The organism is Geobacillus sp. WSUCF-018B, assembly GCF_002809985.1.
Classification (GTDB): domain Bacteria; phylum Bacillota; class Bacilli; order Bacillales; family Anoxybacillaceae; genus Geobacillus; species Geobacillus thermophilus.
In genome coordinates this window covers 1-12,481 of the sequence record NZ_PIJF01000068.1, presented here as the reverse complement: position 1 = coordinate 12,481, position 12,481 = coordinate 1, and the positions used below count along the sequence as shown (strand labels likewise).

General features: G+C 45.1%; 10 protein-coding genes and 2 pseudogenes. 9 read left to right on the top strand and 3 right to left on the bottom strand.

Annotated elements, in window-relative coordinates:
* The 8 genes and pseudogenes from CV944_RS15230 to CV944_RS17935 all read left to right on the top strand — a co-directional run.
* Window positions 1–116 (top strand): transposase (locus CV944_RS15230; protein ID WP_145994835.1); only part of this gene is annotated, 116 nt, incomplete at its 5' end.
* Window positions 117–256: 140 nt separating this feature from the next.
* On the top strand, window positions 257–1,249 hold the full coding sequence (locus tag CV944_RS15225) for a galactan degradation operon transcriptional regulator GanR (RefSeq protein WP_199170463.1): 993 nt from the start codon (window positions 257–259) through the stop codon (window positions 1,247–1,249).
* Between the two features lie 125 nt (window positions 1,250–1,374).
* A complete protein-coding gene (gene ganS, locus CV944_RS15220; protein ID WP_025039188.1) occupies window positions 1,375–2,661 on the top strand; it encodes an arabinogalactan oligomer ABC transporter substrate-binding protein GanS in 1,287 nt (428 codons plus the stop codon).
* 145 nt (window positions 2,662–2,806) lie between these two features.
* Window positions 2,807–3,221, top strand: a pseudogene (locus CV944_RS15215) (sugar ABC transporter permease); the annotation flags it as partial.
* A 153-nt stretch (window positions 3,222–3,374) separates the two neighbouring features.
* Window positions 3,375–4,217 (top strand): annotated as a pseudogene (gene ganP / locus CV944_RS15210) (galactooligosaccharide ABC transporter permease GanP); the annotation flags it as partial.
* Between the two features lie 3 nt (window positions 4,218–4,220).
* A complete protein-coding gene (gene ganQ / locus CV944_RS15205) occupies window positions 4,221–5,072 on the top strand; it encodes a galactooligosaccharide ABC transporter permease GanQ (RefSeq protein WP_014195208.1) in 852 nt (283 codons plus the stop codon).
* Between the two features lie 22 nt (window positions 5,073–5,094).
* Window positions 5,095–7,155: a beta-galactosidase GanA gene (locus CV944_RS15200; RefSeq protein WP_100664482.1), complete on the top strand. Its 2,061-nt coding sequence runs from the start codon at window positions 5,095–5,097 to the stop codon at window positions 7,153–7,155.
* Between the two features lie 116 nt (window positions 7,156–7,271).
* On the top strand, window positions 7,272–9,716 hold the full coding sequence (locus tag CV944_RS17935) for a glycosyl hydrolase 53 family protein (RefSeq protein WP_014195210.1): 2,445 nt from the start codon (window positions 7,272–7,274) through the stop codon (window positions 9,714–9,716).
* Window positions 9,717–9,841: 125 nt separating this feature from the next.
* On the opposite strand, the gene CV944_RS15190 is transcribed toward CV944_RS17935, so the two are convergent.
* The gene (locus tag CV944_RS15190; RefSeq protein ID WP_100664481.1) at window positions 9,842–10,096 is read right to left on the bottom strand and encodes a GlsB/YeaQ/YmgE family stress response membrane protein; all 255 of its coding nucleotides are present in this window, start codon (window positions 10,094–10,096) and stop codon (window positions 9,842–9,844) included.
* A gap of 321 nt (window positions 10,097–10,417) precedes the next feature.
* On the bottom strand, window positions 10,418–10,864 hold the full coding sequence (locus CV944_RS15185; RefSeq protein ID WP_100664480.1) for a gp58-like family protein: 447 nt from the start codon (window positions 10,862–10,864) through the stop codon (window positions 10,418–10,420).
* A gap of 714 nt (window positions 10,865–11,578) precedes the next feature.
* On the opposite strand from CV944_RS15185, the gene CV944_RS15180 reads away from it, so the two are divergent.
* The gene (locus CV944_RS15180; protein WP_014195214.1) at window positions 11,579–12,100 is read left to right on the top strand and encodes a DoxX family protein; all 522 of its coding nucleotides are present in this window, start codon (window positions 11,579–11,581) and stop codon (window positions 12,098–12,100) included.
* A 197-nt stretch (window positions 12,101–12,297) separates the two neighbouring features.
* On the opposite strand, the gene CV944_RS15175 is transcribed toward CV944_RS15180, so the two are convergent.
* On the bottom strand, window positions 12,298–12,481 hold a 184-nt coding region (locus tag CV944_RS15175), incomplete at its 5' end, for a transposase (RefSeq protein WP_145994834.1).

The window sequence follows — 12,481 nt, the reverse complement described above, 5'->3', positions numbered from 1 at the left end:
GTCCAATGGAAGGAATCAACAACAAAATAAAATTGATCAAAAGGCGAGGATATGGGTATCGAAATATCCAGCGTTTTACTTTGCGTGTCCGTCTAGAGATCTCTATCACATTTTAACCTAAAAATCAAGTACATCTTTTGGTGATGAACCAGGAAGTTGCCATGATTCAGGATCATATAGTAAATAATTTTAGTAAAAATATTGCGTATTTGTTATAATACTCATGGATACAACTAAGTAGAATGGGGTAATGCATATGGCTACGATTCGCGACATTGCTAAACAAGCAGGCTATTCCATTTCAACTGTCTCGCGGGTGTTGAACAATGATCCAGATCTTTCGGTATCCGAGGAGACGCGGGAGAAAATTTATGAAGCAGCAGAAAAGTTGAACTACCGCAAGAAAACCATCAGAAAAGTGATTCGCAATATTGCTTTTTTATATTGGTTGACGGATAAAGAGGAATTAGAAGACGTGTATTACAAAACAATGAGGATGGAAATGGAAAAGCTGGCGAAAGAGTTTAATCTAGAACTGCAAATGTATAAAATTTCAGATGGCATTGACCAAATTCCAGAGAACATTGAGGGGTTTATTGCCGTTGGAATTTTTTCGGATCGGGAGCTTGAACGTCTGCGATCGATGACGACAAATGGTGTGTTTATTGATTTGTCGCCCGACCCGCGCTGTTTTGATTCGGTGCGCCCGGATTTAACGCAGATCACTGAGCGAGCGATCGACTTCTTTCTTGAGAAAGGGCATACGGACATCGGCTTTATTGGCGGGACGTATCCGAATCCGAATACAGGAAAGGATGAGATGGACTCGCGCGAGCGGGCGTTTCGACATTATATGAAAGCAAAGGGGTTGCTCAACGAAGAGTATATTTTTTGCCACCGGGGATTCTCATTTGACAATGGCTATGAACTCATGACCAAGGCCATTGAAACCCTAGGGGATCGATTGCCTACCGCGTTTTTTGTAGCGGCGGATCCCATTGCTGTCGGTTGTCTGCAGGCGTTGAATGAGCATCGCATTCCTATCCCTGAGCGTGTGAGCGTCATCGGCGTCAATAACATCAGCATTACCAAATACGTATCACCGCCATTGACGACATTCCATATTGATATTCATGAAATTTGCAAAAGTGCGATCGAGTTGTTGCTCGAGCGGATACAAAGAAAGAGAAACATTGTGAAGACATTGCTGTTAGGGGCTGAGCTTATCGTACGGAAAAGTACGAACTAGCCCTCTTTTTTGTTTCGTAAATATTTTTATTAATTTTAGTAAAAAGTTGTTTACATTTTTTATTGTTGGTGCTATATTGAAGGTAGTTAAGCGCTTCCAAATAAGAAGGGGGAATAGGGAAAATGATGAGGAGTATTAGTAAACATCTTGCGCTTATGAGTGTGATGGCTTTTAGTTTGTCTTTAGCTGCATGTGGGCCTAAAGAAAATGCTAATCAAGGATCTCGTGCAGGAGAAAACAAAGAGAGCAATGGAAAAGTAGAGCTCGTCGTTTGGGAAGACATTCAAAAAAGCGCAGGAATTAAAGATGCCATTGCCCAATTTGAAAAGGAAAACAATGTGACAGTAAAAATCATTGAGAAGCCGTATGCGAAACAAATTGAGGATTTGCGTTTAGACGGGCCGGCTGGCACTGGACCGGATGTATTGACGATGCCGAGCGATCAAATTGGGACAGCCGTGACGGAAGGGCTCATTAAAGAATTGAATGTTGAGGAAGACATTCAATCCATCTATACGGAAGCCGCTATGCAGTCGCAAAAAGTAAACAACAAAGTGTATGGTTTGCCAAAAGCGGTCGAGACAACGATGCTTTACTATAATAAAGATCTCATTTCTGAAGAGGAATTGCCGAAAACGCTTGAGGAATGGTATGAGTATTCCAAAAAAGTAACAGATGGCAAAAAATTTGGCTTTTTGGCTCTGTTTGACCAGATTTACTATGCTCAAAGTGTGATGAGTGCGTATGGAGGCTACATTTTTGGCAAGGACGAAAACGGAAATTACAATCCGAACGATATTGGATTAAATAATGCCGGCGCTGTCGAAGGGGCTAAAATGATTCAAAAATTTTATAAAGAACGTCTATTTCCGTCAGGAATGATTGGTGAGCAGGGGATTAATGTACTTGAATCGCTGTTTACGGAAGGCAAAGCAGCAGCGATCATTTCTGGTCCGTGGAATATTGAGCCGTTTACAAAAGCGGGAATCAACTTTGGAGTGACGAAACTTCCAGCGTTACAGAACGGAAAAAATATGAGCGCATTTATTGGGGTAAAAAGCTACAACGTAAGCGCCTACTCGAAACATCCAGATCTTGCTGAAAAATTGGTGATCTTTCTGGCGAATGAAGAAAATTCGAAAAAACGTTATGAAGTGACAAAAGAGGTTCCGGCCGTCAAAGCGTTGGCGGATGATCCGGTGGTGAAAAACAGTGAGGCGGCACGGGCGGTTGCGGAGCAATCTCAATTTTCTGAAATGATCCCGAATATTCCGGAAATGAATGAGGTATGGAAGCCTGCAGATTCAGCATTGCAAACGATTGCGACTGGAAAAGCAGATCCGAAAGCGGCATTAGATCAAGCGGTGAAAACGATCAAAGGGCAAATTAAGGCGAAACATAGCGGCAAATAAGGGGAGAGAACAAGGTCCTTGCGCTTTCGTTTCTAACAAGGTGCAAGGACCTACAATAAATCGATCGTGATGGTGTGAAACGATCTTTTTGTTTGATGCGTTTTGTGTTGAAAAAATGTGTTCTTCAAGGAAAGAAGGGGAGTCCATGTCACACCGGAAAATGGCCTTATGTTTATCGATTATTCCTGGCCTAGGTCAATGGTATAACCGACAATGGGCGAAGGGAGTTTTGTTTCTTGTTTTCGCTGCCTCTTTTTTGACGGCGTTTGCCGATCTGTTCAACATGGGGTTTTGGGGGATTGTGACGCTTGGAACAGAAGTGCAACGCGATAATTCGATTTTTCTTTTGGCAGAAGGGATTATTGCGGTCATTGTCGCTTTGTTTGGATTGGCTTTTTATTGTTTCAATTTGTGGGACGCTTATAAAAATGGTGAGCGGAGGGATAGGGGGGATCGGTTGAATACTCTGAAAGAAGAGTACCATCAACTTGTGGAACAAGGATACCCGTATGTTGTTAGCAGCCCTGCTTTTTTTCTTTTGGTTTTTTCTGTTATTTTTCCAGTGTTGTGGATCTTCACCAAAAGTTGTACTTGATTTTTTTTCGAACATCCCTTCATTTACGCTTGTGAGGGAAAATCAGTAAATCAGTAATTTTGGCATATCCTTGTGCAGGAAATCGCATTGCTTGTCAAGTACATGTTGTGGTGAAGATCCAGTGTTGTTCAGTTTTGCTTTAGCTTTCACCAACTATGATTTATATCATACTCCTCCTGCCAAGTTGGTCGATTGGGTTGGGTTCGATACATTCCTCAAAATTTTTACGGTTGATATTTGGCGCTCAACCTTTTTTGATGTGTTGTCATGGACGGTCATTTGGACACTCGTTGCTTCCACTCTTCAAGTGGCGGCAGGTATTTTATTGGCGGTGATCGTCAACCAAAAAGACCTTCGGTTGAAGAAATTGTATCGAACCATTTTCGTATTGCCGTGGGCTGTGCCGGGATTTGTGACGATTTTAGTGTTTGCTGGCTTATTTAATGACAGTTTTGGAGCCATCAATCATACAATTTTAGCGGCGCTTGGCATCGATCCAATCCCTTGGATGACTGATGAGCATTGGACGAGGGTGGCGCTCATCCTCATGCAAGGATGGTTGGGATTCCCATATGTGTTTGTCGTGACGACGGGCGTTTTGCAGTCGATTCCTGAAGAATTGTATGAAGCAGCGACGATTGACGGAGCTTCCATGTTTGCCAAATTTCGATATATTACATTGCCGATGGTGCTGTTGGCGATGGCCCCGATTATTATTACACAGTTTACCTTTAACTTTAATAACTTCAACATTATTTATCTGTTTAATGGAGGCGGACCGGCTGTTCCGGGATCGACAGCGGGAGGAACGGATATCCTTGTGTCTTGGATTTATAAATTGACGATGCAATCAAGCCAATATGCGTTGGCTGCCGCTTTAACAATTTTGTTATCTTTGTTTGTCATGGGGATTGCGTTATGGCAATTTCGACGGACCAATTCTTTTAAAGAGGGAGTATAGAACATGAGATCCAGTGTCAGGTCAAAAAAATTCCTTCGCCTCTTCGTATCCTATGCCATTTTAACGTTTGTCGCCGTGGCAATCATCTATCCGCTGCTTTGGACTATTGGTGCCAGCCTGAATCCGGGGAACAGTTTAATCAGCACCACCCTTATCCCCAAAAAACCGACGCTTGATCATTATCGCGAGTTGTTTGCGGGCAAAGAAAGCTTACTGTACGAACGCTGGTATTGGAATTCGATGAAAATTAGCTTTTTTACGATGCTTGGTTCCGTGATTAGTGTTTCGTTTACCGCCTATGCATTTTCGCGCTTTCGATTTAAGGGAAGAAGAAATGCTTTAACGTTGTTTTTGCTGCTGCAAATGGTGCCGCAGTTTTCTGCGTTGATCGCTTTGTTTGTTTTGGCGCAAATGCTTGGGATGCTCAATAGTCACTGGCTGTTAATTTTGCTTTATATCGGCGGGCAAATTCCGATGAATACGTACTTGATGAAGGGATATATGGATTCGATCCCGAGAGATTTGGATGAAAGTGCCAAAATCGATGGAGCGAGCAATACGAGGATCTTTTTCCAAATTCTTTTGCCGCTGTCTAAACCAATGATTGCAGTCGTGGCGATGAACGGATTTACCGGACCGCTTGGTGATTTTGTGTTATCATCGGCCATTCTCCGAACTCCTGATGCTTATACGCTTCCGATCGGGCTGTATAATCTCGTTAACGAAGTGATGGGGGCGAGCTATACGACGTTTGCAGCCGGGGCGCTTCTGATTAGCATTCCGGTAGCGATTGTCTTTTTGATGTTGCAACGGAACTTTGTGTCCGGATTGACATTGGGTGGAATCAAAGGATGATGCAGGGAAAGGAGACGACGTAATGCCAAAATATGAACGAACGTATATAACACAAGCGAACTTCATTCTTCATGGAGGAGATTACAACCCTGATCAATGGTTGGATCGGCCGGATCTTTTGCAGGCGGATCTTGAGTTGATGAAACTCTCCCACACAAACACATTCACGATTGGTGTATTTGCTTGGTCTGCTCTCGAACCGGAAGAAGGGGTTTATCGTTTTGAATGGCTCGATAAAGTGTTTGACGACATTTACCGTATTGGCGGGCGGGTGATTTTGGCTACGCCAAGCGGTGCTCGACCAGCATGGTTGTCGCAAAAGTATCCGGAAGTGTTGCGGGTGAATGCGGCGCGTGTTCGACAGTTGCATGGCGGGCGTCATAATCATTGTTTTACCTCGAGCGTATACCGTGAAAAAACTCAACATATCAATCGATTGCTGGCGGAACGGTACGGAGATCATCCTGCTTTGCTCATGTGGCACGTTTCCAATGAATACGGCGGGGAATGCCATTGTAATTTGTGCCAAGAAGCGTTTCGTGAATGGTTGAAAAACAGATACAATCATGATCTTGACGCGCTGAATGCCGCTTGGTGGACGTCATTTTGGAGCCATACGTACACCGACTGGTCGCAAATCGAGTCGCCGTCTCCGATTGGTGAGCATACGATTCATGGGTTGAATCTTGATTGGAAACGGTTTGTGACAGATCAGACGATTTCCTTTTTTGAAAACGAGATCGTTCCGCTTCGGGAGTTGACGCCTCATATTCCGATTACAACGAATTTTATGGCGGATACGCATGACTTAATTCCTTTTCAAGGACTTGACTACAGCAAGTTTGCAAAGCATCTTGACGTCATTAGTTGGGACGCCTATCCTGCTTGGCACAATGATTGGGAGAGCACTGCTGATTTGGCTATGAAAGTCGGTTTTATCAATGATTTGTATCGAAGTTTGAAGCAGCAGCCATTTTTACTGATGGAATGCACGCCGAGTTTAGTGAACTGGCATAAAGTGAACAAAGCGAAGCGGCCAGGCATGCACTTTTTATCTTCGATGCAAATGATCGCTCATGGTTCCGACAGCATCCTCTATTTTCAATGGCGCAAGTCGCGGGGGGCGTTTGAGAAACTTCATGGTGCAGTCGTCGACCATGACAATCGCACGGATAACCGTGTATTTCAAGAGGTTTCTAAAGTTGGGAAAGCGCTCGAGAAAATGTCTGGCATCGTCGGAACCAATCGGCCGGCGGAAGTGGCCATTTTGTATGATTGGGAAAACAATTGGGCGTTAAATGATGCGCAAGGATTTGCGACTGAAACGAAACGGTATCCACAAACGCTCGTACAGCATTATCGCCCCTTTTGGGAGCGGGATATCCCTGTTGATGTCATCACGAAGGAACAAGACTTTTCCCGCTACAAATTGCTGATTGCGCCGATGCTTTACTTAGTGAGCGAAGAGACGATTGCTCGTTTGAAACAGTTTGTAGGGAGCGGTGGAACGCTTGTCATGACTTATATAAGTGGAATGGTCAATGAATGTGATTTAGCGTATTTAGGTGGCTGGCATCCCGATTTGAGGAAAACATTCGGCATCGAACCGATCGAAACGGATACTCTTTATCCACGCGATCGAAATTCGGTTCATTATCGTGGACAGTCTTACGAGTTGAAAGACTATGCAACGGTGATCAAGGTGTATACTGCAACAGTCGAAGGAGTTTATGAAGATGATTTTTATGCGGGTACGCCCGCTGTGACGAGCAACCAATACGGGAAAGGTCAAGCCTATTATATTGGCGGCCGCCTAGAGGATCAATTCCATAGAGATTTTTATCAAGAATTGATGGAAAAGCTCGATTTGAGGCCTGTCTTGTTTGTAAAGCATGGAAAAGGAGTATCCGTCCAAGCGCGGCAAGCCCCGGAATGTGATTATGTGTTTATTATGAATTTTACGGAGGAGAAACAGGCTGTTGTTGTTGAGGAAAAGGTGAAGGATCTGTTCACTGGCGAGGAAATCGAAGGGGAGATCACGCTAGGTAAATACGAGGTGCGAGTCGTGGAGAAAAGGAGATAAAGGAGAGAGAATCGTTCAAGCAACAAATCTGTCAAATAGAAAGGCTGGTTTCACACGGCAGCCAATCAAGTGTTTTGGTGTGCGATGTTAAAATAGTCATGGAGGCGGGGGAGAGGATGAGGAAACGATTTTTTTTCATACTAGTCGCCATGATGGTGATGATCATGCCGTTTTCGTCCAATCATATTCATAAAGCAGCGGCTGATTCGTATAATTATTTAATTAACGGGGGATTTGAATCGGATTTTTGGGCTGATGGGTCATGGACAGTCACTGCACAGGATTGGAGTTCTGTTGATCTACAGCGTTTTTCTTATTCAAATGATGCATGGATCGTTCCGAATGAGGGAGATAGCGCCTTTAAATACTGGGTCCGCGATATAGCGAACGGAAATCAAACATTTACATTGAAGCAAACGATCGGACAGCTGCCGCCAGGGAGTTATGAACTTTCTGTTCAATCAATGGGAGGAGCAGGAGACGAAGCGGGTCATATTCAATTGTTCGCAGGCGATCAGATGGCGGAGGCTGTTGTTACAAAAGGATATAATTCTTGGGAGACGGTTAAATTGGAATTCACACTGGAAGAAGAAGCGTTGAACTTTGAAGTCGGTGCAATAGTTACTGGGAAACCGAACGCTTGGGGCTATATGGATCATTTTCAGTTGATATCGCTGAACAGAGCGGGAGGCCGAGAGGGGCCAAAGCCTGTTCCAGCTGATATTTTTGTAAAAAGGGTGGATGGCCTAAGCAAAGGGTTCGTTAAAGGGGTCGATGTTTCGAGTATTATCGCACTTGAGGACAGTGGAGTGAAATTTTACAACGCGGCTGGTAAGAAACAAGATATTTTTAAAACGCTAAAAGAAGCCGGGATCAATTATGTACGGGTGCGCGTATGGAACGATCCTTATGATGAGAAAGGGCATGGGTATGGAGGCGGGAATAACGATTTGAAAAAAGCCATTGAGATTGGAAAGCGAGCTACGGCCAATGGGATGAAGGTGCTAGTGGACTTCCACTATTCCGATTTTTGGGCCGACCCTGCCAAACAACGCCCTCCCAAAGCGTGGGCAAACCTCAATTTTGAAGCAAAAAAGAAAGCTTTATACCGATTCACGAAGGAAAGTTTAGAAGCAATGTTGAAAGAAGAAATTCAAGTCGGAATGGTTCAAATTGGAAATGAAACAAATGGAGCTTTTGTCGGGGAAACGGATTGGGCGAAAATATGTGAGTTGATGAATGCAGGAAGCAGAGCGGTAAGGGAGATGAATCGGAATATACTGGTTGCGCTTCATTTTACGAATCCCGAAACTCCAGGCAGATATGCATCCATAGCGAAAATGCTTGCTGAACATAAAGTGGATTACGATGTGTTCGCTAGCTCCTATTACCCGTTTTGGCATGGTACTTTAGCCAATTTAACGTCTGTGTTGAAACATGTAGCCAATACGTATCATAAAAAAGTGATGGTGGCAGAAACATCCTATCCATATACGAAAAAAGATGGAGACGGCCATGAAAATACAGCTCCAAAGAGTTCTGGACAAATACTGAACTATCCGATTACTGTCCAAGGGCAAGCGAACTCGATTCGAGATGTGATTCAGGCGGTGGCGGCTGTAGGTAAACGGGGGATCGGGGTGTTTTACTGGGAACCTGCATGGATTCCTGTTGGCCCTCCTGAACGTCTCAAGCAAAATGAGAAAAAATGGGAAAAATATGGATCTGGTTGGGCGTCTAGTTTTGCTGCTGAATATGATCCTGATGCGGCGATATGGCACGGGGGGAGTGCTGTAGATAATCAAGCGCTGTTCGATTTTAATGGCCGACCTTTACCATCATTATATGTGTTTAAATATGTAAACACAGGAGCTGTAGCTCCTTTGAAAATCGATGAAATCAAAGACATATATATTCGCGCTATAGTTGGTGAACCGGTTGAGTTGCCTGATACGGTAACAGCTACTTATAATGATGGGAGCCAACGCTCTGTTTCTGTGAAATGGAATCAGGACGAGTTGGATCAAGCGCTGAGAATTGGCATCGGAACACATGTGATTCAAGGTATAGTGGAGGGTGGAGAGACGGTAAAAGCCTATCTTGACATTACGCCGAAGAACTATGTAGTCAATCCGAGCTTCGAGGATCAAGACAGAACGATGTGGACCATCATTTATCGAAACGGCACCTCTCCACATACGGATTATTTGGAGAAAGCTGCGGATGCGAAATCGGGAAACTATTCCCTTCACTTCTATTCGAGCGAGGCTGTTGATTTCCAGGTAGAACAGACGATCACGGGATTGGAGCCCGGATATTATGATTTATCGATGTTTTTGCAAGGAGGAGATGCCTCCGATGCAGAAATATACTTGTATGCGAAAACAGGAGGTAAAGAGTATCGAGCGGCTGCCAGGGTGAATGGTTGGTTGAATTGGAGTCATCCTGAGATTCATGATATTTATATTGGTGACGGAACCGTGACGATCGGAGTGAGCATCAAGGCAAATGGCGGCGCTTGGGGAACGCTGGATGATTTTCAATTATATCGAACTAAGTAACGAACTTTAAAAACCGGGCTGAGAAGAGCCCGGTTCCTTCATGTGTGAGCATGAATTTGGAGATGGAAGATTGCGCTATGAGTCTTGCATAAGCGGAATCCATTGCGACCCTAAGGTTTTTGGAATCACGCCGTCCTGTGCCATCTGCGAATGACAAAACTTGCAAGCAAAATGAGGATAACGGAACCGATCAGCGCGGGGATGATGTCAAATCCGCCGATGGTCGGCCCCCAGTTGCCAAAGAGCGCCGTTCCAAGCCAGGCTCCGATAAACCCAGCAATAATGTTGCCAATGATTCCGCCGGGAATATCGCGGCCTGTTAGAAGACCTGCGAGCCAACCGATGACGCCCCCGACAATCAAGCTCCACAAAAATGACATGGATGATTCCTCCCTCAAATCATGAAAAGGATTCTTTTGTAATTTATATTGTGCGTCAAAAGGAGCATCAATTATGCACGCAAAAGCCCCATCATACTTTATCGGCGCGCATTCTCTGTTTTGGGCGTTTTGTCCGGGGGCAGAGTTTTGGCTGCGTATTGGAAACCATTGTGTTCATGATAACGGATAAATCGCCAGCTTCTCTTCCGTCTTCGTGCGCGGCCGGGCAGGAGGGATTTGATCGGGATCGAAGAAGCCGAGATGCAAAAGTCAAAACCGCGCTTGACTTGCAGTCAAACGCGGCTTTCGGATGAAGGAAAACTAGCGAATGGATTCAAGCTGCTTGGCCAAATGGTGGAGTTTTTTCTCGTGCTGGATGGTTTTGGACGCGAGGAAATGGACGGTTTCTTGCGTTTCGGTCAGCTCCACGCGCAAGCCAGCGAATTTTTGTTCGAGTCGGTCGAACCGCTCGTTCACCTCGGCGCGAAATTGCTGCATTTCCGCTCTCAATTGGTTGGCTGTGTCTTGCATCTCCGCTCTCAATTGGTTGGCTGTGTCTTGCATCTCCGCTCTCAATTGGTTAGCCATGTCTTGCATTTCCGCTCTCAGTTGGTTAGCCGTTTCTTGGATTTCTGCTCTCAACTGGTTGGCGGTGTCTTGGATTTCCGCTCTCAGCTGACTTCCCATTTCGTCAATTTGGGTGCGGATGTCGTGGGAAAACATTTTCAGCGCCTCGACTACTTCTTTCACGATGGTATCGCGTTCCATGCTTGTTCACCTCCTCTTTTTTGATTATACAACGTGGAGCAGGGAAAGAAAACTATGTTTTGAACAAGCTTTTTCTCCGTTTTCATTTGATTGATCGTTGGCTCGAGTTGCGGCGTCGTGATTGGTCCATGATCATGGTGGCGTTTTGAGGGAACAGGTGGCTCGGCTTATTTTTTGTAATTTTTAACAAATATAACCCGAGTTCGACAGTTTTGAGGCCATTTTAGGCAAATGGAAATGATCAAAATGCTGTTATATCAAGCACTTCGTGGTGCGGATCCTAGAAAAAACTTCGAATTTCACAGGCACACGATTTATTCATTTATTCTTTTAAAAACGGAGACCTTTCTCAACGAACCGAGCTGACGTCCAAGCAAGCGCAACTCTTTGCGGCTCTAGGCTGGAGCCTCCGCCGAAGATCCTAGGCATCCATCCTCGCGCCTAGATACACGCTCAAGGTATGCCCAAATGCCTCCGATCCCCTTTTGTATCAAGGGACGTTGCCTAGTGACTGTCGAACTCGGGTCGAACTCAGGCCATCTTTTTCCCTTCATTTCTCTTCATAATCGTTGCCGCCGTACATGCCTTTTCACCATTTTGCCATAGTTTTTTGAATATATTGTGAAATGGTGAACAAACTTATTTCGTTTGTCTGAAAAAGGAGTATGATAAAAGTGTAAGGAACATCTTCCAAAATGAGAGGGGAGACATACAATGGTAGTAAAATGGCTGCGCGAACACGTTACAGCGTCAGCGTTGATGGTAGTATTGAGGCTGTATTTAGGATATGAGTGGATGGTGGCGGGATGGGAAAAAATCACACAAGGGTTTGACGCCACCGGATTTTTAAAAGGAGCATTGGCGAAGGCCACGGGCGAACACCCGGCCGTGCAAAGCTGGTGGGCGGCGTTTATCGAAAACGTAGCGCTGCCGAATGTCGGATTATTCAACTTCCTCGTGCCATGGGGCGAATTTCTCGTTGGGATCGCACTTATTCTCGGATTGTTTACGACATTCGCCGCCCTCATGGGAGCAGTCATGAACTTCGCCTTCATGTTCTCGGGCACGACGAGCACGAACCCGCAAATGGTGCTGCTGACGGTGTTCATTCTCGTCGCTGGAGCGAACGCGGGCCGCTACGGTTTGGACCGTTGGGTATTGCCGTATCTCCGTGAGCGGATGGGCAGCATGCATCGCCCGAATCATCCGCACCGTCCGGCTGCGGCGCATAAGTAACCGTGGGTGCATTCTTGAAACGGGTGCGAACTCCCCCTTGAACGGCTGCTTCTTTCCATATGGAGGGAGCGGCCGTTCGTTTTGTTCACTGGCGGCGAGTGATTGAGTATATTTTTTTGAAAAAGTGTTTTATCTTTGATTGGATCGCGTTAGTTGAGTGTTAAAACAATATTAATACCCGTGGTGCTAGTTGAGCGCTAGCGCTCAACTAGCCCGAGAACAACAAGTGAGTAAGCCAGTAAAATACCATCCAGTGCCGTTTCAAATCCAGAAACCGAGTTTGCGCGAATCTTGGTGATCCGATACGAATCGACTAAAATCGAAAACACGGTTTCCACCACTTTACGTTTTCGCTTCATCCATTGTTTCCATGCATCCGAT